The 21,654-nt window shown below is 41.1% G+C and carries 17 protein-coding genes; 10 read left to right on the top strand and 7 right to left on the bottom strand.

The window, feature by feature from the left end; genetic code table 11:
- Positions 1-569 precede the first annotated feature (569 nt).
- Positions 570-3,134 carry an alpha-glucan family phosphorylase gene (gene glgP / locus V7K73_RS02120; RefSeq protein WP_334876692.1) on the top strand — a complete coding sequence of 855 codons (2,565 nt, stop codon included), beginning with the start codon at positions 570-572 and terminating at the stop codon, positions 3,132-3,134.
- A gap of 392 nt (positions 3,135-3,526) precedes the next feature.
- On the opposite strand, the gene V7K73_RS02115 is transcribed toward glgP, so the two are convergent.
- On the bottom strand, positions 3,527-3,994 hold the full coding sequence (locus tag V7K73_RS02115) for a DUF29 domain-containing protein (RefSeq protein WP_334876690.1): 468 nt from the start codon (positions 3,992-3,994) through the stop codon (positions 3,527-3,529).
- A gap of 37 nt (positions 3,995-4,031) precedes the next feature.
- Positions 4,032-4,772, bottom strand: a complete 741-nt coding sequence (locus V7K73_RS02110; protein ID WP_334876688.1) for a DUF429 domain-containing protein — start codon at positions 4,770-4,772, stop codon at positions 4,032-4,034.
- A gap of 151 nt (positions 4,773-4,923) precedes the next feature.
- Here V7K73_RS02110 and V7K73_RS02105 point away from each other — a divergent pair, with 151 nt between their 5' ends.
- Both V7K73_RS02105 and V7K73_RS02100 read left to right on the top strand, forming a co-directional pair.
- On the top strand, positions 4,924-6,189 hold the full coding sequence (locus V7K73_RS02105) for a glycosyltransferase family 4 protein (protein ID WP_334876686.1): 1,266 nt from the start codon (positions 4,924-4,926) through the stop codon (positions 6,187-6,189).
- 192 nt (positions 6,190-6,381) lie between these two features.
- Positions 6,382-7,248: a calcium-binding protein gene (locus tag V7K73_RS02100; protein WP_334876685.1), complete on the top strand. Its 867-nt coding sequence runs from the start codon at positions 6,382-6,384 to the stop codon at positions 7,246-7,248.
- Between the two features lie 365 nt (positions 7,249-7,613).
- On the opposite strand, the gene V7K73_RS02095 is transcribed toward V7K73_RS02100, so the two are convergent.
- Positions 7,614-8,573: a glycosyltransferase family 9 protein gene (locus V7K73_RS02095; RefSeq protein ID WP_334876683.1), complete on the bottom strand. Its 960-nt coding sequence runs from the start codon at positions 8,571-8,573 to the stop codon at positions 7,614-7,616.
- A 69-nt stretch (positions 8,574-8,642) separates the two neighbouring features.
- Here V7K73_RS02095 and ispD point away from each other — a divergent pair, with 69 nt between their 5' ends.
- From ispD to V7K73_RS02080, 3 genes are all read left to right on the top strand, one after another.
- Positions 8,643-9,326, top strand: coding sequence for a 2-C-methyl-D-erythritol 4-phosphate cytidylyltransferase (gene ispD / locus V7K73_RS02090; RefSeq protein WP_334876681.1), 684 nt, complete (start codon positions 8,643-8,645; stop codon positions 9,324-9,326).
- A gap of 165 nt (positions 9,327-9,491) precedes the next feature.
- Entirely contained in the window at positions 9,492-10,034 is a 543-nt protein-coding gene (scpB, locus tag V7K73_RS02085; RefSeq protein WP_334876679.1) for an SMC-Scp complex subunit ScpB, read from the top strand.
- A gap of 174 nt (positions 10,035-10,208) precedes the next feature.
- Positions 10,209-10,556 (top strand): DUF760 domain-containing protein, encoded by a 348-nt coding sequence (locus V7K73_RS02080; protein WP_118162998.1) that lies wholly within the window; start codon positions 10,209-10,211, stop codon positions 10,554-10,556.
- 283 nt (positions 10,557-10,839) lie between these two features.
- Here V7K73_RS02080 and V7K73_RS02075 read toward each other — a convergent pair whose 3' ends face one another.
- Positions 10,840-12,048, bottom strand: coding sequence for an HhoA/HhoB/HtrA family serine endopeptidase (locus tag V7K73_RS02075; RefSeq protein WP_334876677.1), 1,209 nt, complete (start codon positions 12,046-12,048; stop codon positions 10,840-10,842).
- Positions 12,049-12,227: 179 nt separating this feature from the next.
- Between V7K73_RS02075 and V7K73_RS02070 the strand changes: the two genes are divergently transcribed.
- Positions 12,228-13,121 (top strand): LysM peptidoglycan-binding domain-containing M23 family metallopeptidase, encoded by an 894-nt coding sequence (locus V7K73_RS02070; protein ID WP_334876675.1) that lies wholly within the window; start codon positions 12,228-12,230, stop codon positions 13,119-13,121.
- Between the two features lie 86 nt (positions 13,122-13,207).
- Here the strand turns inward: V7K73_RS02070 and V7K73_RS02065 are convergent, their stop codons facing one another.
- Together V7K73_RS02065 and V7K73_RS02060 are read right to left on the bottom strand one after the other, a co-directional pair.
- On the bottom strand, positions 13,208-14,245 hold the full coding sequence (locus tag V7K73_RS02065) for an isochorismatase (protein WP_334876673.1): 1,038 nt from the start codon (positions 14,243-14,245) through the stop codon (positions 13,208-13,210).
- Positions 14,246-14,440: 195 nt separating this feature from the next.
- Entirely contained in the window at positions 14,441-14,563 is a 123-nt protein-coding gene (locus tag V7K73_RS02060; RefSeq protein ID WP_334876671.1) for a hypothetical protein, read from the bottom strand.
- Between the two features lie 465 nt (positions 14,564-15,028).
- On the opposite strand from V7K73_RS02060, the gene V7K73_RS02055 reads away from it, so the two are divergent.
- Positions 15,029-18,112, top strand: coding sequence for a DNA cytosine methyltransferase (locus tag V7K73_RS02055; protein ID WP_334876669.1), 3,084 nt, complete (start codon positions 15,029-15,031; stop codon positions 18,110-18,112).
- A 329-nt stretch (positions 18,113-18,441) separates the two neighbouring features.
- Positions 18,442-18,597: a pentapeptide repeat-containing protein gene (locus V7K73_RS02050; RefSeq protein ID WP_334876667.1), complete on the top strand. Its 156-nt coding sequence runs from the start codon at positions 18,442-18,444 to the stop codon at positions 18,595-18,597.
- Between the two features lie 182 nt (positions 18,598-18,779).
- On the opposite strand, the gene V7K73_RS02045 is transcribed toward V7K73_RS02050, so the two are convergent.
- Positions 18,780-19,964, bottom strand: a complete 1,185-nt coding sequence (locus tag V7K73_RS02045; protein ID WP_334876665.1) for an aminotransferase class V-fold PLP-dependent enzyme — start codon at positions 19,962-19,964, stop codon at positions 18,780-18,782.
- A gap of 167 nt (positions 19,965-20,131) precedes the next feature.
- Between V7K73_RS02045 and V7K73_RS02040 the strand changes: the two genes are divergently transcribed.
- The gene (locus V7K73_RS02040) at positions 20,132-21,592 is read left to right on the top strand and encodes a TM0106 family RecB-like putative nuclease (protein WP_334876663.1); all 1,461 of its coding nucleotides are present in this window, start codon (positions 20,132-20,134) and stop codon (positions 21,590-21,592) included.
- Positions 21,593-21,654: the final 62 nt, after the last annotated feature.

Here is a 21,654-nt window from a genome sequence, read left to right as displayed (position 1 = left end):
GTAGTATTAAAAATTTATACTAAGTAGTTATTGACGCCGAATAGCCCGGACTTCGGCTGCGCTCAGTGACCATCGCAGGCATTGCTTTTCCTAGTTAACTGCTTGGTATTATTTTTACACGCTCGAATTTTAGGCGATGTCTACGATGGGCTATTGGGCATTGCCTCAGCTTAACTCAGGTATTGCACCTCCCCAATCTTCCGCCAGAGAATAAATTCTCTGGCTGATAGCGAAAATCCACTTAAGTGGACTAAAATCCATACCATCCAAGACCTTAGATTGATCCCCGGAATCAATTCTAAAATAAATATAAATTATTTATTTAAAACTAAATATTTTTTAAGTGATACATGGCAGTAAATGATTAAATTTTAATATACCAAGTACATGGCTGAGACTAAAGCATAGAATTAGAAACACCTTGGTGTAAACTTTAGCAACGAGGTTAAAAAAAATTCTCAATGCTTAACAAAGTCATCGCTTTTTCACAAACTACTGTATAAAGAATTGGCAACATTGGTAAAGAGAGTAAACAATAACCATAGCTAAACTTGGAGTTTTGCCAACTTATGCAGCCAATTCGCACATTTAATGTATCCCCTTCATTACCGCCGCGACTGGAACCACTACGGCGGCTAGCATACAACTTGCACTGGGATTGGAACGTTGAAAGTAAAGATTTATTTCGTCGCTTAGACTCTGACCTGTGGGAGTCTAGCCATCATAACCCAGTGTTAATGCTCGGTACTATCTCTCAATCGCGGCTTCTGGAAGTTGTCGAAGATGAGGGCTTTCTAGCGCAAATGGATCGAGCTAACCGTCAGTTAGAAGATTATTTGCAAGAGCGTACCTGGTATCAGAAACAACGGGAGCAGAAACCAAAGGAATGCTACGCCTATTTTTCGGCGGAATTTGGACTTGTCGATTGTTTACCCGTCTATTCTGGCGGCTTGGGGGTTTTGGCGGGGGATCACCTCAAATCTGCCAGTGACTTGGGGCTACCACTTGTGGGTGTAGGTTTGCTGTATCAGCAAGGCTACTTTGCCCAGTATCTTAATGCCGATGGCTGGCAGCAAGAACGCTACCTGCTGAATGATTTCTACAATATGCCCTTGCATCTAGAACGTAACGCCGATGGTTCAGAACTGCGGATTGCGGTTGATTATCCAGGACGCAAGGTGTATGCCAGAGTTTGGCGCGTACAGGTAGGAACGGTTCCCCTGTATCTGATGGACACCAACATTGAACCTAACAACACTTACGACCACGATATTACAGACCAGCTGTATGGTGGCGACATTGATATGCGTATCCACCAGGAAATTATGCTGGGGATCGGTGGTGTGCAAATGCTGAAAGCTTTGGGGCTGAAAGTCACCGCTTACCACATGAATGAAGGCCACGCCGCCTTCTCTGCTTTAGAACGTATCCGCTTGCTAATTCAGGAAGAGGGACTGAATTATCCCCAAGCTAAACAGGTGGTGGCTTCTAGCAATATTTTTACCACCCACACGCCAGTACCAGCCGGGATTGACTTGTTCGCTCCCGAAAAAATGCTGTACTACCTGGGGTATTATGCAGAAATATTTGGGTTGCCCAAAGAGCAATTTTTAGGACTGGGACGCGAGAATACAGGCGATTTATCTGGGCCTTTCAGTATGGCGGTGCTGGCGCTGAAGATGGCAACATTTTCTAATGGTGTCGCCCAACTGCATGGTGTGGTGTCGCGGCAAATGTTCCAAGGCTTATGGCAGAAAGTACCAGTAGAGGAAGTGCCAATCGGCGCAATTACTAACGGTGTTCATGCTCGGAGTTGTGTTGCGAAATCGACTCAAGAGTTATACGATCGCTACTTAGGCCCAAACTGGTCATCAGCACCAGCAGATAGCCCATTGTGGGAGCGGATGGAAGCTATACCCGATGAGGAGTTGTGGCGGAATCACGAACGCTGCCGCTTGGATATGATTTTGTATGTGCGAGAACATTTAGTCAAGCATTTACGCGATCGCGGCGCTTCTGTTTCCGAAATTGTCCAAGCCCAAGAAGTTTTAGATCCTTACGCTTTCACCATTGGCTTTGCTCGTCGCTTTGCCACCTACAAACGTGCTACCCTCTGGATGCGCGATTTGGAGCGGATTAAGCGACTTCTGCTGGCTAACAAAGACCGGAAAGTGCAATTTGTGATTGCTGGTAAGGCACATCCTAAAGATATTCCCGGTAAAGAACTCATCCGCGATATCAATCACTTTATCCGTGAACAGCATTTAGAAAAACAGGTAGTGTTTGTTCCTAATTACGACATTCATATTGCCCGGTTGATGGTAGCGGGTTGTGATATCTGGTTAAACACACCACGTCGTCCCCGAGAAGCTTCTGGTACCAGTGGGATGAAGGCAGCAATGAATGGCTTGCCAAATTTAAGTGTACTAGATGGCTGGTGGGATGAAGCTGATTATGTCCGCACGGGCTGGGCGATTGGACATGGAGAGAATTACGACGATCCCAACTACCAAGATGAAGTAGAAGCAAATGCTCTCTATGAGTTGTTAGAAAAGGAAGTTGTACCACTATTTTACGAACATCGGGATAGTGATGGTTTGCCCCGTCCGTGGGTTGCCAAAATGAAGGATGCAATTCGGTTGAATTGTCCTTTCTTTAACACAGCGCGGATGGTAGGAGAATATGCACAGCGAGCTTATTTCCCAGCTAGCGATCGCTATCATACCCTGACTGTTGATAACTATGCCCCAGCGAAAGAACTAGCTGCTTGGAAAGAAAAACTAAGCGAACACTGGTTCAATATGATCATCAAAGATATTGATGTATCAGCAGCTTCAGACATTGAGGTTAACCAAACCGTTGCAGTCATTGCCAAGGTTGACTTAGCAACTTTGACGAATAATGATGTACAGGTGGAGTTATATCAAGGTGCGATCGATGCCAATGGTGATATTGTCAACGCTATACCAGTGGTGATGGATTATCAAGGCGAAGATGGAGAGCAATTGAGTATTTACACGGGTAATATCACTTATACTGCTTCTGGTTTACAAGGCTTGTCTTTGCGTGTATTGCCGAAAAATAAAAATCTGGCTAATCCTTATGAACCAAGGTTAATTGCTTGGGCAGAGTAAGAGTGCTGAGTACTTATTAAATACTCAATACTAGGCGTTGCTAATTTAAGTTTAGCAACGTTTTTTATTGGGCGATGCAGTCTCGCCTCAAAAATATAGCGCTTCTCGGTTGAGTGCAATACAGACCTAACAAGAACAGCCCAGAACTAAAGTTCAGGGCTAATAGCTAAAGTCCGTTAAAACGGACTATAACATGAGTCTTCGTCGTCTAAAGACTACTTTCGCTATTAGACTCAGAATTCATTCTGAGGCGGACTAGATCAGAATGAAATAGCCCTGCTTTTTAAGGGGGGTTAGGGGGGATCAATAAGTGCTTTCGATACAGTCAACTACTTTTCAAACAACCTCTAATACTAGGCGTTGCTAATTTAAGTTTAGCAATGCCTTTTATGTTAAACTTTTTCAGGTAGATAACTAATATCTAGTAGCTGTTCTAAGGTATAAGTACAATATTGAGGTAAGTTATCTAGTTTACCTTCCGTTTTCTCAATTACATATCCCAAAGCATCATCATAAATTGATGCTAATTCCTTTTCTAAATATTGATATAAATTGGTTGTCAGATGACGTTTTAATTGATTCCTAAAACTTCTAATTTCTGCTTTCCAATGTCCAGAATTATATTGAGATTCTTCTGTCCAATATTGCAGCAATAAAAGATGTCTAATAATTTGCTCTAATAAACTAGCAACCTTGGCTTTGTCTCTCCGACCCAAATTTTCTAACTCCTCAATTAAATTTTCTAAATCTAATTCTTCTAAATGATTAGCTTTTAATAGTTTGATTGTTTCTTCTAACCAGAGATGATCGTCAATTTCATAAAGCTCTTTTAAACTCAAGTTAGAACTAACTCCTTGCATAAAACCTCTTTGAGTTAAATCTTAGGATATTACAATTTTAAGATAAAATTCTTTGGGGGATGACAATATAGCCAGTGATGCCATCGCCTAATACTAAGTTACGTTGTTCTCCCCAATACCACCAATATGCACCAACGTAAGCGCAAATCAGGCTATCTAGTTTATCTTCGGTTGCTTTGAGGGCTGCGCCTGTGGTGGGGATTTCAAGAGGTAACGAACCGCAGAGGCGCAGAGAAAGCAGAGAAGGAGAGAGGGAGGGGAGGATATTGAGAAGATAATTTTGGAGTTTGATTAATTCTAGGCGGCGATCGCTCAGGCGTCCTTTTTTATATTTCAGTATCCGTTCTAAGTTGAATAGGTTAACGATCGCTGGGTGGGGAAAGACTTCTATTTGATATCTGCTGAGTTTTTGCGGTTCAATGGTGGGGGCGTGTGCAAAGCCGCGTGATTCTAATTCTAAGCCAAAGTTGATGGTGCGATCGGCAAAGGGTAGGTTTTTGTTTGCTGGGTAGCATCCTGCATGATATTTGCCAAAGTATTTGTGACTGAGTTTGTCGGCGAGGCGGCTTCCAGTGGCGTTGGGTATGAGGGTAGGCGCATCTACGGCGATGATGGCTGGTTCGTCTGGTTGTACGCTTTTATCGATCCAGGCGAGGATGTCTGCAATGGCTTCTTTGCGGTCTAGATCGAGTAGTTGCAGTTGTCCATCTATCCATTCTAAACAGCATAGTCCGCTTGGTTGAGATTTCCAGCCTAAATCAATGCCAATAAATTTCATGCTTATATCACGAATTTGCGATTATTTTCGCATTTGGCGGCAACGATTCACCTAAATTTACTTGCTAAAAATTGTGATAAATAATCTTATAATCTTAAATAGCTTGTCTTAATTTATTTTATCTGGCAATAAATTAATCAAGATTATTCCGATGAAAATCTTATTTTTACATCCTAATTTTCCCTCGCAATTTCGCAACCTAGCGACAGTTTTAGGTAGAGATCATAACCACAAAGTCGTCTTTGGGACAAATCGTCGTGAAGGCGAAATAGCTGGCGTTTACAAAGCTATTTATACTCCTTCTCGTGAAGCTGCTCCCCAAACCCATCATTACGTTCGCAACCTAGAAAATGCTGTTCTCACCGCGCAGGCTGTCTATCGCGTGTCAGAAAAATTAAAAGCTGAGGGTTTCTTTCCAGATATAGTTTATGGTCATTCTGGTTGGGGGCCGACTTTATTTATAAAAGATATTTTCCCCAAAGCAGAATTATTATGTTATTTCGAGTGGTTTTACCATGCTCACGGTTCGGATGCAGATTTTGATCCGAGTGAACCACTCAATGCTGATGATGAATGCCGTATCCGCGTAAAAAATGCGCCGATTTTAACTGATTTATATAGCTGCGATCGCGGTCTTTCTCCAACCAATTGGCAGCGTCAGCAATTTCCCAAAGAATATCATAGCAAAATAAATGTAATTCATGATGGCGTTGATACCAAATATTTTGTCCCTAAACCAGGCGCAAAGTTAATTTTACCAAGAATAAATCTTGACCTTTCTCATGTGGAAGAGTTGGTAACTTATGTGGGACGCGGGATGGAACCTTATAGAGGATTTCCGCAGTTTATGGAAACGGTGGCGCTAATTCAGCAGCGACGGCCTAATTGTCATGTGGTAGTTGTGGGAGAAGATAGGGTGGCTTATGGTAAAAATCTACCCGATGGGCAGACTTATAAACAATTAATGTTAGAAAAATTATCTTTGGATTTCTCAAGGCTGCATTTTACAGATAGGCTTCCTTACAATGAGTATCTTCAGGTTTTGCAAGCTTCTTCTGCTCATATTTATTTAACTCGTCCTTTTGTTTTATCTTGGTCAATGTTAGAAGTAATGTCAGCAGGATGTTTACTAGTAGCCTCTAACACTCCACCAGTATTAGAAGTCGTACAGGATGGGGTAAATGGACTGCTGGTAGATTTCTTTTCTCCGCAAAATATTGCTAATAGGGTTGAAGAGGCGCTGAATCATCCTCAAGAGATGCAAGCAATTCGTGCGAATGCGCGAGAGACAATTCTAAAACGTTATGATTTGGCGAAACTCTTACCACAGCATTTGCAATGGATGTTCGCTGGTAAAAGTTCTGATAGTTTGAAAAAGCGCTCAGTTTCTACTAAAGGATTTGGTAAAAGTTATTAGTCATTTGTCATTGGTCATTAGTCATTGGTCATTGGTTATTGGTCATTCGTCATTAGCCTTTTGCATAAATATTTTTTGCATCAAGAAAAGGTGTAAATAAAAGCTTGAAAATAACAATTTTTTCAAAAGTATATTAATTATTAGTTATGGTCTAATGACAAATGACAAAAAAATATAAAAGTGATATTTAAAATGCGAATTATTTTTACCATTGCCCATTTTTTCAAACCTAGCAGTGAGGGTCGTCATGCTTCCCAACGCAAAGACCCACAACCCCGCTTACAGGCGTTAACTAATAGCCTTACTGGCTTACACCAATTATTTGGTAAATCTCAAAGTATCATTAACATTGCTCAACGAATAGCTTTTCCCGCTAACCAGCCGCAGTCGCACGAACTAGATATTGTTATTTGTACAACCAAAGATAATCATCTTCTGAATCAGCTTTCCTTGCCATCCCATTTATATAAGCATCATTCTACTAATGTAGAACCTCTACTTTTGGGGTTTGAGTGCCAAGCTGTTCTGCAAAGTTGTCTTGGTCAGTATGATTATTACTGTTTCTTGGAAGATGATCTAATTATCCATGATCCTTGGTTTTTTATAAAATTAAATTGGTTTACCCAACAAGCGGGTAATTTAAATTTGCTCCAGCCAAATCGTTATGAAATCTCTGCTTCCGGTTTGGTTAATAAAGCTTATATTGATGGAGATTTGGCTTTGCGAGTAACTGCTCCCTTTCAAAATGTGCAGGAGCAACCAGAACTCAAAGGTACAATTATGAATGCACCAATTACCTTTTGTCGCGCCTTAAATCCCCATGCAGGCTGCTACTTTTTGAATGCAAATCAGATGATTCATTGGGCTAATCAAACTTATTTCCTTGACCGGGATATTAGCTTTGTTGGGCCTCTAGAAAGTGCTGCAACTTTGGGAATTATGAAAACATTTCAAATTTACAAAACCTCACCAGAGCAAGCAAGTTTTTTGGAGATTCAGCACTCTGGAACTGGATTTCTAGGGCTAATTGGAGGACAGGTGAGTTTAGCAGAAAGGTAAATCGAATTTAAGAGTTTGGTTTTTGTGAACAAGATTAATGCGATCGCTATTTATAAAAATACATGAGCGATCGCAAAAATACCATTTATAAAGGGAATCTTACAATACTTTTAATGTATCACTAAGAACATCAAACCCGATGTTCTTAAAGCTAGGTCAAATTAAGGGTTTGAAACCCACGGAGGTGGGTTTTGTTTGTGTAGACGCGGTTTCTAACCGCCCGTTGCGCCTTAAATTGACCAAATGCGAACCGTTATAACCGCAAAATCTAGCTGTCACCTCCAGATTTTGCGGTTATTCAACAAACGCATAACTATATTGGATATCCAATAGACTGATTGCAGAAATTGAGGCAAACTGCTGATTTAGCCACCCCAAATTTTCTCCAAAACTGCGTTTGGTGAAACATCCGCCGTTTTTCCTGTGGGGGATTCAATCGCCAGGAATTTATCGTTTTTAGGCAACAACTTAGCTGGATCGGTGGGGCCAAATAGGGCGATGGTATAGGTTTTGACTGCAACACTCAGTTGAAGTGCCGCAGTGTCAGTAGATAACATCAGATTTGCCCCGGCAATTATGGCAGTTAACTTACCAATATCATCTGGGGCAGTCACCTTGATATCTGGAGAAGACCCCAGAAGCGATCGCACAAACTGCTCATCGTCAACTCCCTTAATGACTACCACAGGTAGATCAGGTTGCTTATCTTGAAAGTTTTGAATAATTTGGTGCCACTTCTCGACAGGGTAAATTTTATCCAGTTCTTTAGCCTGGGATAATTGGCCAGAACCGCCATGAATCAAGATATAGCCTGTTTCATGTATCCCTAAGCGTTTTTGTTCCTTTTCTGCCCAGTCAATATCTGGTTTTGGCACATTTACAGCTAATTCTGGGACAGGGGTTTTTATGCTTAATGGTTGCAGCAAATCATGATATACTGCCGCCGCATACTGGGATGGTTTGAATGGCACAGCGTTGGTAAGAAAAACCGCTCCTTTGCCTTGGTAACCAATGCGTGTGGTAATTCCTGTCAACCAGACTAAAAGACCCATCAACCAATTTTGCTTAACAGCAATGGCAACATCGTATTCGCGATCGCGAATTGTCCCCACTAAGTTACCCCAATCTGCCAGACTGTTACGGTCTTGAAAATCAAAGGACAGTACCTCGTGAACTGACTTGCTCACTTGGTAGGCAGCCTTTGACCGGGGTTCAACAACGACATCTATCTGAGCGTTAGGGTAATTGCGCTTGAGGTCATCTAGAGTCGGAAAAAAGAGAATTTGGTCGCCAATTCCGCCAGGTACAAGGGCTACTACTCGCATAATATTTATTGACGCTTACTCGCTCCCTATTTTAGGGGAAAATATATAGCTTAAAGATTGAGGAATTCTGTGTATTTACTAATTCCAGCTGCGGGAACCGGAAAAAGAATGGGGAGTAACCGCAATAAACTCCTGCTACGGGTGCGATCGCAACCAATTATTGCCTGGACTCTATTAGCCGCAGAAGCCGCCACTACAATCAGTTGGATCGGGATTATTTCTCAGCCTACGGATTGGCCAGACTTCAACGCAATTCTCGCCGATCTGAAGCTGACCAAACCAGTGGAATTGATTACAGGTGGTTCCACCCGCCAAGAATCTGTTTACAATGGCTTGCAGGCGCTACCAGTAGCCGCAGAACAAGTGTTAATTCATGATGGGGCTAGATGCCTGGTCACACCAGATTTATTTAACTCTTGTACCCAGGCGATTCGCCACTGTCCCGGTTTAATTGCTGCTGTACCCGTCAAAGACACCATCAAAGTTGTCGATGAACAAGGCATAATTCAAAAAACACCCGATAGACGGCAATTATGGGCAGCACAAACTCCCCAAGGTTTTGATGTCAAGTTGTTGAAACAGTGCCACGCTGAAGGTGTCCGTCAAGGTTGGGAAGTAACTGACGACGCCGCCTTATTTGAAAAATGTGGTATTGAAGTGCGAATTGTCGAGGGAGAAGAGACAAATTTAAAAGTGACCACTCCACAAGATTTAGCGATCGCAGAATTTATTCTCACAACTAGAGGCTTTTGAGGGAGTGGGGGGATGAGGGGGATGAATTAATAATCAATGCCCAATCCCCAATTTGAGAAAAACAAACAATATTTTGACAATTTACGATATAATGCCACACACTTGTTGATTGTTAGTTGTCATCTGCTAATGACCAATGACTAATGACCAATGACTAATAACTAAATGATTACAGCCACAGCGACGAAGATAGAAGCAATTCTGTATTTAAAGGGTAAACCCTTGTCGCTCGGCGAAATTGCCGAGTATGCCGCCTGCGATCGCGCCAGTGTCAAAGAAGGCATAATTGAACTAATGGACAACTATGCCCACCGAGATAGCGCCCTAGAGGTAGTAGAAACTCCAGATGGTTACAGTTTGCAACTCCGGTCAGATTTTCATGACTTAGTGCAAACGATGATACCAGTAGAATTGGGTGTAGGTGCATTGCGAACTTTAGCTGCGATCGCCCTCAATAGCCCCATACTCCAAAGCGACTTGATTAACCTGCGCGGTTCAGGAGTATATCAACACGTTCCAGAACTCGTCGAACTTGGTTTCATCCGAAAGCGCCGAGACAGCGATTCTCGCTCCTATTCACTCCAAGTAACCCCGAAATTTCATCAATATTTCCAAATCGAACAACTCCCTCAAATACTTTCCACTAGCCAGAAGGAAGAACAACTAGAACTAGAACTAGAACTGGAGGGAGTCGGGAGTGGGGAGTAGGGAGTGGGGGGATGAGGGGGATGAGGGAGTAAGGGAGTGAGGGACAAGAATTAATAACCATTGCCCATTGCCCATTGCCCACTCCCTTCCTCTTGACTTATACCTGTGGTGAATGCGCTACCCTTGTACTATGGTTTAAAGTAGAGTTAGCAATTAAGCTAAATAAAACTGCCAATGGTGTTTAATCCTGACTTTTTAAATGACAACTCTGAGGAACACCCTAATCAACTTCTTTCAGACCACTCTGAGCAATACCCCAATCAGTTACTCAAATATCTACAGCATCAGTCTCCTGATGTTTTAGCGAGGATTGCTCAGTCCGCTAGCCCCGAAATTAAACAAATCATCTCGCAAAATGTTCAAGGGCTTGTGGGAATGCTCCCGCCAGAAAATTTCAACGTGCAAATCACAACAGATCGGGAGAACTTAGCTGGGCTTCTAGCGTCGGCCATGATGACAGGGTATTTTCTGCGCCAGATGGAACAAAGAATGCAGTTAGAGCATTTGTCTAATGGTCAATAGTCAATAGTCAAATATTCTGGAACTATTGACCAAATAATTCGTAATTCGTAATTCGTAATTCGTAATTAAAAAGGTTACAGCAGCCCCCACTGAATTTTTACTTCAGTGGTTAACAAGACATTTGGGGAGAGTTCAAGCTTCCACTGATAGCGACGCACAAAACGAGTCCGCGTAACCTTTTGGGGATCTTGCTACGCTTTTAGCCTCTCTTAGAGAGCGTCTTGTAATTACGAATTACGTTAGCGAGTCCGCTCGCGTCATGATCAATTACGAATTATTTTGACTACTTTCTTTCTGGATAAGCTCCTGATTGTACTTTGAAGGTTTGAATTTTACCGTTACGGTTGACTTCGATAGCTATTATGTCCCCAACTGTGCTGGACTCTACGAGCTTCTGAACTTGGGCTGAGGTTTTGACTGGTTTACCGTTAACTTTTTGAATCACGTCTCCAGAAAGCAGTCCTCCACGCTTGGCTGGGGAATCCTCTGTAACTTCTTTAATCACAATCCCAGCTTCCTGCTGAATGTTGATCTGTTTTTCTTGATTAATCTGCTGTTTTTTGATAGGAGAAAGGTCTGCCATTTCAATACCCAAGAAGGGATGTTCCGCACGCCCTTTAGTAAAAAGTTCATTAGCGATGCGGGCGGCGGTTTCAATGGGTATGGCGAAACCAAGTCCTTGAGCATCAGCGCGGATGGCAGTGTTAACACCAATCACTTCACCTTGGGCGTTTAACAATGGTCCACCAGAATTACCAGGGTTAATTGCGGCATCAGTTTGAATAAAGCTGACTCGCTTATCTGGCACACCAACTTGAGCGCTGGTGCGATCTGTAGCGCTGACGATGCCGATAGTGACAGTATTATCTAAACCCAGAGGATTGCCAATAGCGATCGCCCATTCTCCTGGTATCAAGTTTTGCGAATTGCCTAGCTTTGCAGTCGGTAAATGATGTGCTTCTATTTTCACTACTGCGACATCTGTCACCGAATCAACTCCTACCACCTTCCCCTCTAGACTCCGACCATCTTTGAGGGTGACTTGTACTGTATCTGTATCAGCTACCACATGAGCGTTGGTGAGTAATTCTCCATCTTCGCTCAAAATAAATCCCGATCCTGTACCGCGCTCAATGCGTTCTTCAGGAATTGGTTGCTCATCCTCCCCAAAGAATCGCCGCAAGAGGGGATTTTTCAAAGCGTCAGAAATAGGATTAGCGACTTTGCGAGTGGCATTAATTCGCACCACAGCCGGGCCAACTTTTTGCACTGCCATCGCAATAAAATTCACATTATCGCCCCCAGTAGCTCCAATTGCTCCGTTAGAGGAATTTGGCGCTACAGATTCTGGAGGCGAAGCCATTGTTACATTTCTTAACTGTTGGAACGAAGAATTTTTGAGCAGGAGATAGCGACTGCCAAATAAACCTGCACCACAGCCAAACGCCAGTAAAAATATATAAACCGCCAGTTGCTTTAAGGATAACTTCATAATCATTCTGCTTAAGGACAGAAATGCAGTTGCTAACTTCTAAGTGTAGTCAAGCTAACGGCAAGTGGACAGATCAATTTACGAGGAATTGGGCATTAGTCATCCCCCTCATCCCCCTCATGCCCCCACTCCCCACTGTTCCCATTTAAAATTTAATAATGCGATCTTGACCTGTATACATGACTTTACCCTTTCGTCAACTGATTCTCTGTAGCTTAGTTAGCGCCTTGAGCTTAGTATCCATACTGCCAAACATCAACAGCGCCAAGGCTGCTGTGGGTGGTTGCCCAACTCCAGCCCTATCTCGCTTCCAACGCCATAAAGTTGTTCGTGGCGAAACTTTAGAGAGCATAGCGCAACGTTACAATCTCCTACCTACAACTATTATTGGCATGAATCCAGCTTTGCACAGCGGTGCAATCGCACCCGTTGGTAGTGTCCTTCAAATTCCTCCCTACAATGGGATTGTCGTCGAAGTGCCTCGTGGTGAAACTTGGCGACAAGTGGCGGTACAATACAAAGTCCGTGCTGATAGCCTTTTTGAGGTGAATGGCTGCCAACAAAACCCCAGAATTGTGTTTGTTCCGGGGGTAAATTGGTCACCCAATGGTGTTGTAACTAAGTCTCCTTTACCTACTGATGCAGGTACGCCAAACCGTGCATCCTTGTCTGGATATCCTTTGGGGGAAGTGGCAAATGTGGGGTTAGCTTACGGCTGGCAAATTAATCCTGGTACAGGTGAAGTTTTCTTCCATAGTGGTGTTGATTTATTGGCACCAGTTGGTACAGATGTGCTAGCGATCGCGCCTGGAACCGTAGCCTTTGCTAATGATCAAGGTTCTTATGGCAAGTTGGTCATTATTAACCACAGTGGCGGACTCCAAAGCCGTTATGCCCAGCTTGACAGTATCAAGGTTTCTGTTGGTCAACAAGTAAAAAAAGGAGACTTACTAGGAACAGTAGGCACTAGTGGAAAACCAAGTTCGAGTCAACCGCACCTCCATTTTGAAGTGCGAGCTAGCTCATCTCTGGGTTGGGTAGCGGAAGATCCTAAGGGTTATTTGAAGAAATGAGGTTTGTTTTGAAACGCAGAGGGACGCAAAGGGAAGCGCAAAGGAACGCAAAGGAAATCTCTGTGTTCCTCTGCGAAACCTTTGCGTTAAATAAAGGATGCTATATTTTCGCTAGATTTTACAATGTGCATCCCTGCCTCTGCAAATCTTGCAAATGCTGCATCTGCCTGTTCTGTATAGTCCACAATATCTGGAACGACAACGGGGGAAGTGCAATCTTCTAAGAGATAGATTTTTTGAGCAAGGGTGGCATCTACCTGTTTAATTTCTGTTAATAAATCGTCAATTGTCCAGGCGACGCAGTGACTTTTAGCTTGACCACCAATAATAACAGCATCATATTCTAAAAGTTGCTTAATCAGGCGCGTGTTTTTTTGACCAAGTGGATGTTGCTCAAAATCTTCTAACACCTCTGGACGCAAAATCGAATAGTTTTCTGTTAAGGGATTTTCACCTTTAATTTCAAATTGTGTCTGACACTGACGAGCAATCCCGTGGAAAAATATCGCTTCTTCTACTGATGAAACTAAAGCATGACCAATACCACCCAACATAGAATGATAAGGCCAAACTGTCAGGGGATATTTACCGTCTTGACTTAGTTGCTTAACGTAATGGTAAGTATGTTTTTCTAATAATTCATAATCCCCATTAGTAACAGTGTCAGCAACTGCTGGGTTAACTTTCCAGATACCTTGTTCGATGTCTGTCGGGGTAATGTTAGTCGCTGCTGGAGTAGGATGTTCTCCGGCGGCGTTCACCCAAAAGATCGGGTGGAAGATTTGTGTTGCTGTATGCGTATCCAGGGTGGGTACAATTTTTGTAATTACTCCCAAATTCTGATATATAAACTCACACAATCTGACGTTATCATCCACCGCCGCATTCCCAGATTTTCCACCTACAAATAATTCAAATCCTGGAATACAGAAGGTATTTTGGACATCAATTAATAATAAGCAAATCCGGTTTGTATCTAAAGAAGCAGCTTTGATATCATGTTGTTTTGCCCAAGATTCAGCTTCGGCGGCACTTTGCTGGTAAGGTACGCGCCAGACTTCTCCTACCTTATTGGGGTTAAAGTGCGGGGGAATTGGTCGTTGGGTTGTTGTTTGGGTATTCATAATTACAGCCCCTTTTATTCTGTAATAACATCAATAATTCCAATATCCAAATTTTCCAAGTTCAGTGCCTACTTGAGTAAACATCATCATGAGAACCTAAAGTCAAGAAAGAAATTACTAATTCCCCAGAATCGGGATGAGGAAAGGCTAAACGCTTAATATCTCGAATAAATCTTGCACTCCATAGCAGTTGCATCAATCATCTAACTCCGCCATTAAACCAGCAACAGTTCCACTACGTACTTCCCCTTTATCATAGGCTTCACGAGCTTCTGCACTGGGAAAAAGCAAATATTGATAGTTGGTTTGTAGTCGCATTTAAGCATTACTTGAAAAAAGTTTATCTTAAGCGTACTGTTTTATATGTTCCCGATACCAATGAAATAAATAACTGTGAAGCAAATTTAACTGACGCTATTTACTACAATTCTGATAGTTTTAAAGACACAGCAGTAAATGATCCACCAGGTGTAATTCGCATATATCCCGGGTAACTCAGTAATAAGGCGATCGCTCCTCATCTTCCTGACATAATAGTATATTAGTATTATGAAATAAATTTAGCGTTAGCGAAGCTTAACCAAATTATTGCTCTTATGAACCAAGATGAATTACTCAAACGCTATGCCACAGATGAATTATATTATGAAACATTAACTATTCATGATTAATAATTAATAATTATTCGTGGAATTTTGAAAAAACCATCTGGCTTAATCTATCTAAATTTGGTATATCTTGATTAATAACAGTTTGTTGTGAACAAATATTTTGCTCAATAAAATGTATCAGCCAATAATACTATCTCTTTTTTCTGGAGCCGGCGGACTTGATATTGGGTTTGAAAAAGCTGGGTTTAAAATAGCAGCTTGTGTTGAAAAAGAAGAAATATTTTGTAAGACTTTAGAATTGAATTTAGGTCGATATTCAAAATCTAACTGCCAGGTTTTACACCGTGATATTCGAGATTTACAACCGAGTGAAATTTCTCTTGAACGAGTTGATTTTATCATTGGTGGCCCACCCTGCCAAAGTTTCTCAGCTATTGGAAGACGTGCAGGAGGTATAGATGGAATTCAAGATGAAAGAGGAAGTTTATTTGAGCATTATTGTCGCCTACTTAAGTATTACAAACCGAAGGGATTTCTGTTTGAAAATGTTAGGGGAATCTTAGGTGCTAATAAGGGAAAAGATTGGCAAGTTATAACCAATGCCTTTGAAAATCTTGGATATAAACTTTACTATCGTGTTCTTGATTGTGCAGATTACGGAGTTCCCCAACACAGGGAACGCTTAATTTTGGTTGGTATTCAACATGGGAAATTCAAGTTTCCTAGACCAATATATGGTTCAGACTCACCAAATAATCATTCTCATATTAGTGCCTTAGAAGCAATAGTTGATCTACAAGATCCCTCTGAACCGGAACACCACTATTCAGGTAAATATGGAAAACTTTTAACGGAAGTGCCTCCTGGTATGAATTATCACTACTTTACCAAAGAAATGGGATATACAAACCCCATCTTTGCTTGGCGATCAAGATTCTCTGATTTTCTATATAAGGCTGATCCACATAAACCGGTGAGGACAATCGTAGCACAACTTGGTGCATATTCAGGCCCTTTTCACTGGAAAAACCGCAAGTTTACTTTACAGGAATTTAAGCGTTTACAAACCTTTCCAGACGATTATGAATTTGCTGGTAGTTTAAACACAATTCTTAAGCAAATAGGTAACTCTGTTCCACCTAATTTTGCAGAAAAACTAGCAATGGCTGTTTTACAACAATTATTTGCAAGTGATTTATGCATGGATCTACTTGATGAAGAAGATCAACTATCTTTTGATGCTCGTAAGGCTCACCGAGCAAAATCCACAAGAGTGAAGCGCTTGAAGAATACTGAATATCTCCAATTAAACTTGTTGGAAGATTCGGAATATTTTTTAGTAAGTAAAAAAGAATTTTTAGGCAATCTAATTAAATATAATGATACTATTTTGTTCAACTATCTATCTCCAAAATCTAGAATTCAGATAACACAGCTTACTCTTCCCCAAACTGGAAATATCTATAAATTTTCCTTTGAACGTGCTGAAGAAATATGTTCAATTTATGTCTCACATTATCAAAATGGAAGTTTTATAAATACGCCTTTATTACAATATCAAATTACATTTGATCATCTAATAGGTGATGGTCTTAGAAAGATTATCTGTACACTACTATCAGGCTCAGATAAAGATATACCGATAGCTTGGGATGCAATTGAAGATTGTTTGAGTCGGAGTTCAGGATACAAAACTATGATGGATGTTTATGGACATTTTACAGAGCCTCATCCAACTTTTACACTTAATTTAGATATTTTTAATAAAACATCTTCTTTTCTCATGCAATTTATTAAAGAATTCAGCAAATTTGAATCTACAAAAAAAGTACTTTCAGAAGAATTACTAAAAAATATCTACCCTTCAGACAAAAGCTTTGATTTAGCTAAAGTTGTTCAGGAATTGAGAGAATTACGTTTTGATGTTAGAGTTCATGAAACCAATCAAACAATCCCACCAGGATACTTTCGTTGTTGCTATCCATTTACTATCAACATAAATAAACAGATTTCAGTAAAGTGGAAAAGTAAAGTTCAAGACAGTCGAGCAGGTTTTATGACGAAGAAAAGTAATTATACAAATATTCTATCTCAAGCATTCAATCAAGCCCAAAGAATGGTTAATTCTATCAATATAGATGAGTCAATAGAAACTTACAAACAGCAAAATTACTCTCTCAATCATCCGTTGAAAACAAAACAAGACGGTAATGAAATTCCCCTTAATAAAACTATTGTTGAAGCAATAGAAACTATCATAAGTAATTTCAACCAAAATAAATATTTGTATAGTATATTGATAACGAGCTTAGTTGAAAAAGTAGTATATCCCAATCAGGATATTCGTTATAGCCAAACAGAACTTCCAGGGGGTTATTCCAATCGTTCAACCGATCAAATCCATGTGACTCCTTTTTTGCAGCTTCATGGTTTGACAGCTTGTGCTGCAAGTGGTGCAGAAAGTGGCAGGAATTTTGAAAGACCTTACCCCTATACTCTAGACTATTTAGCGAAACCTCGTGGTAAGGGTAATCGAGAGGCATTTCTAGGTATATTACATGCGGTTCAAGTAGATGGAGTAGATCCATTTCCTTGTATTGTGTTGCTTATGGTATTGGACTTAAGGATGAAGCAAAAGGTTGTTTATGAATATCCTCAACCACAAGGGCTGACAATACAACAAATTTTTGATGCTGTCATTGAGCATCATCAAAATGCTACAGGAAATGGGCGTGCTCGTCTTCCTGTACTCGCTATCCAAGCAGTCTATAAATGTCTAGTTACTGAACTTGCACGTTATCAAGATAAAACACTGAGAAATCCACCTAATAGGCATACTGCAAATGACAAGGATAGTTGGATTGGTGATGTCCAAATAGACCGATTAGATGAAACTCCTTTTGAGGGAGTTGAGGTAAAATCAGAACGACCAATCACAACTAACATGGTAAGCATACTGCCTAAAAAATTTGCTGGATACACTGTAGATAGATATTACATTCTATCTACATCTGAACCATACATTAATAAGGAGCAGACAGATGAGGTAATGCAAATAGTAGAAAAAGTACGTCAAAATACAGGTTGTCAAATAATTATTAATGGTTTGAACCAAAGTCTACGGTATTATCTGCGTCTACTTTCAGATCCAAACCAGTTTTTAAAAAATTATACTGAACAAATAGAGACTGATTTAGATGTAAAGGATGAACACAGAAAATTGTGGGCTAAAATTTTAGAAAATATTACACATTAAAATTTATTTTACCCACGCTTGCTAGAAGTACGTATTATCCAAAAAATATTTCCATAACAAATTGTAGTTATGGTGGGCTTATTAATTGAGTACTTACAGAGTAGGGTGGTAATTAGAGTACTCCAAGTAAAAAAATGCCTAATTTTCGTTGCGAATAGACTATAAGGCTGTGCCGCTAGGAATGGAACAAATTACAGGTATTGAAAGTTGAGTCATAAAATCGTTGGTGCTAATCATAGCATTTATGACTCAGCAATAAAGCGATCGCTCTTTATCCCCTTTAATCAATAGTATATTTGTATTATTAAAGAAATGTAGCGATCGCTCTTATGAACCGAGATGAATTACTCAAACGCTATGCCGCAGGTGAAAGAGACTTTTCAGGAGTTGAGCTTAGTCGTGCTAACCTCTTTGGAATTGACTTGAGCAGTGTGAATCTAAGTAGAGCTAACATCAGTTATGCTAACCTTAGTAAAGTTATTTAAGGGCGTTTTCGAGCAAATCAGGATCGTGCCTAAGTTTAGTGGGATCTATATCCAAGCTCCTAGACCACCATTCTAGAACTGATGCAGAAGCATGGACATAGCAGTAACAAGAACTACACCATTGCCAAAGGTCTCCCAGGGGGAGCGCGTCTCAAAACCTATTGACAAGAGGACTTACCCGATTAGCAATCAGGTTTAATCGCCTCAATCAATTGGTCGATTTCCGATTCTAAAGTAAAGTAATGGACGGTAACTCGTATACAACTAGGATCGGCAATTGTCCGAGTTAATATTCTTTGTGAGTCTAAAAATTGCACTAATTTGAGATTAGCTTGGGGCTGATTATTTATGAGTTGGAACGAGACGATACCGCTTTCGGGTGGGGAAGTTCGTAGACACTTGACATCAGGTAACGCCACTAACCGCCGCCAGAGGTAATCACTGTTATGGCAAATTTGCTCGTAACGTTCCTGAGAGGTTCCCCATTGCTGATGGATTGCGATCGCCTCCCGTAACCCAACATACAACGGATAAGCTAATGTAGACACTTCATATCGTCGCCCATCTGGAAGCCAATCCACAGGCTGAGATTGACTATCCACAACAATGCCATTCAAACCAATAAAGGTAGGTTTCAGGCTTTCTCGTGCTTCTGGTCGGACATACAAGCCACCAGCACCCGCAGGCCCACATAACCATTTGTGACCAGTGAAAGCATAAAAATCTACACCCAATTCTGTCAAGTTTAAAGGCAACAAACCAGCAGATTGGGCAGCATCTATCAGTAAAAGAGAATGATTATTTCTGCATACTTCGGCAATTTTATCAAGAGGTAAAACTTGACCAGTATTCCAGAAAACATGACTTAATAGTACAAGACGGGTATTAGGGCGCAAATGCTGGGCAATAACTTTTACCGGATCGCCCTCATTTAAAGTTGCCTTCAGGGGACAGGTGGTAACTTCCACCGCAAATCTTCGTGAGATTTCCTGGGTTGTGGCAATTACGCCTGGATGTTCGCAGTCTGAAAGTAGTATATGGTCGCCAGCCCGCCACTCAATGCCCCACATGGCGATATTACAGCCAACAGTGACATTCTGCGTAAGAGTAATTGTTTCGCTTGGTGCATGTAACTCCGAAGCGATCGCCTCTCTTGCAGCTTGAGTCTGGGGCGCTATCCAGCCATACGCCTCATTACCAAATGGGCCTATTTGCTGAACATAAGCTTGAGTTTGGGCGATCGCATCCATTGCCCTTTGGGGCATCGGCCCTTGTCCCCCATAATTGAAATAAGTCTTATTCGCCAAAGCCGGAAATTGCTCTCGATGGCTATGCAACCTGGTTTGTGTAACAGAAGTACTGGTCATACCAATTTTAGATTTTAGATTGTAGATTTTGGATTAGTCAAAAGTCATTGATTATTCGTTATTTTTTACTCATCCCCCTCATCTCCCTCATCCCCTCCATTCTCCCACTCCATTATTAGTTGTCTGAGTTACTCCCAGACTGTACTAATTCTTGTTAACTTAAAAGAATGCTAATTAATGCTGAACTCCTACTGCAATACCAACGCTGTAAACGCCGGACTTTTCTAGATATCCACGGTGACAAAAGTCAGCGTGATGCTCCCAATGAGTTGCTGCAAAAACTGCAACAGGATAAAATCGCTCATCATCTGAGTGCTTTGGCAAAGGTGACTTATCATCAACCAGATTACTCTTATGGAAACTGGGAAGCGGCAGAAGCAGCAACTTTAGAATTGATGCAGCGTGGGGTTGAGTATATCTATAAGGGAGTACTGTTAGCAAATTATTCTCAAGGATACACTCTGCTAAGTCGTCCAGATTTACTCGTCAAACGCCCAGGAAAATCCTGTTTTGGTGATTGGATGTATGTTCCGGCTAGTATTGAACTCGGTAAGCGCCCTAAGCAAGAATATCAAGTTGTTGCCGCATTTCATGCCCAGGTATTGGTAACAATCCAGGGCTTTGCAGCAGAAACAGCTTGGCTGATATTGCGTACCAAAGCTCAAAATTATCCTGTGGATTTGCTCAAATGGACACCACGGATGCAGCAAATTCTAGAGGATTTTGTTGAAGTTTTAGAGTTACCGAATCCGCCAGAGGTATTTATTTCTCGGCAAAAGTGCAACCTTTGCCATTGGTATAGTCAATGTTATGCGATCGCTCAATCTGAAAAACATCTCTCACTATTACCAGGTGTAACACCCATTCGCTACACTCAACTGCAAGACGTAGCCATCACCACACTAGAATCTCTCGCTAACACCAGTCCCAGCGCCTTAGAAAACCTAGTTGGTTTTGACCGTGAAGTAGCCCCCAAACTAGTAGTGCAAGCTCAATCTGCACTGGAAAAACGACCGTTAATATTACCCTACCCGCTACCAATAAAAGATATTACATTCACAGCACCCATAGAGCTTTATTTTGATATTGAAGCACAACCAGACTTGGATTTAAATTATCTTTTAGGGGTTTTGGTCGTTGATAGACTTGCCAATACAGAACAGTTTTATTCGTTTTTAGCAGATAAACCAGAAGACGAAAAATTAATTTGGCAGCAATTTTTAGATTTGGTTTGGCAATATCCCGAAGCGCCAATTTACCATTTTTGTGTCTACGAGTTTGATACAGTTAAAAGGTTGGCAAAGCTTTACAACACTCCTTCCTCCTCAGTGCGTCCGGTACTGAGTCGATTTGTCGATGTATATGAACAATTAACCCAAAGTGTAGCATTGCCTGTAGAAAGTTATGCCCTGAAAGTGATCGCTCGTTGGTTAGGATTTGAGTGGCAAGAAAAAGACGCTAGTGGTGCAAAGTGTATTTACTGGTACGATCAGTGGCTAGAAACAGGCGATCGCACCTTACTAGAAATTATCCAAAGCTACAACGAAGATGACTGTCGCGCTACCCTCAAAGTTAAAAACTGGCTTGTAAACTTTTTTCAGGATCAATATGGTTTGCGGCTAGCTTAACTAATTTCGGATTTTTAAAGGTTTTCAATTGCTTAGAATACATGTTATTTGTAGCGGTGTAC

The organism is Nostoc sp. (genome assembly GCF_036916975.1).
Taxonomy (GTDB): Bacteria; Cyanobacteriota; Cyanobacteriia; order Cyanobacteriales; family Nostocaceae; genus Nostoc.
Note: the sequence above shows the minus strand (reverse complement) of the source record. Positions and strands in the feature narration are given on the sequence as shown.

Coding starts and splice junctions, on each gene's coding strand:
- V7K73_RS02065 (WP_334876673.1), bottom strand. CDS start 14,245: ATGAATACCCAAACAACAACCCAACGACCAATTCCCCCGCACTTTAAC.
- V7K73_RS02100 (WP_334876685.1), top strand. CDS start 6,382: ATGCGAATTATTTTTACCATTGCCCATTTTTTCAAACCTAGCAGTGAG.
- V7K73_RS02105 (WP_334876686.1), top strand. CDS start 4,924: ATGAAAATCTTATTTTTACATCCTAATTTTCCCTCGCAATTTCGCAAC.
- V7K73_RS02110 (WP_334876688.1), bottom strand. CDS start 4,772: ATGAAATTTATTGGCATTGATTTAGGCTGGAAATCTCAACCAAGCGGA.
- V7K73_RS02045 (WP_334876665.1), bottom strand. CDS start 19,964: ATGACCAGTACTTCTGTTACACAAACCAGGTTGCATAGCCATCGAGAG.
- V7K73_RS02075 (WP_334876677.1), bottom strand. CDS start 12,048: ATGAAGTTATCCTTAAAGCAACTGGCGGTTTATATATTTTTACTGGCG.
- V7K73_RS02095 (WP_334876683.1), bottom strand. CDS start 8,573: ATGCGAGTAGTAGCCCTTGTACCTGGCGGAATTGGCGACCAAATTCTC.
- V7K73_RS02080 (WP_118162998.1), top strand. CDS start 10,209: ATGGTGTTTAATCCTGACTTTTTAAATGACAACTCTGAGGAACACCCT.
- V7K73_RS02040 (WP_334876663.1), top strand. CDS start 20,132: ATGCTAATTAATGCTGAACTCCTACTGCAATACCAACGCTGTAAACGC.
- V7K73_RS02055 (WP_334876669.1), top strand. CDS start 15,029: ATGTATCAGCCAATAATACTATCTCTTTTTTCTGGAGCCGGCGGACTT.
- glgP (WP_334876692.1), top strand. CDS start 570: ATGCAGCCAATTCGCACATTTAATGTATCCCCTTCATTACCGCCGCGA.
- scpB (WP_334876679.1), top strand. CDS start 9,492: ATGATTACAGCCACAGCGACGAAGATAGAAGCAATTCTGTATTTAAAG.
- V7K73_RS02060 (WP_334876671.1), bottom strand. CDS start 14,563: ATGCGACTACAAACCAACTATCAATATTTGCTTTTTCCCAGTGCAGAA.
- V7K73_RS02050 (WP_334876667.1), top strand. CDS start 18,442: ATGAACCGAGATGAATTACTCAAACGCTATGCCGCAGGTGAAAGAGAC.
- V7K73_RS02070 (WP_334876675.1), top strand. CDS start 12,228: ATGACTTTACCCTTTCGTCAACTGATTCTCTGTAGCTTAGTTAGCGCC.
- V7K73_RS02115 (WP_334876690.1), bottom strand. CDS start 3,994: ATGCAAGGAGTTAGTTCTAACTTGAGTTTAAAAGAGCTTTATGAAATT.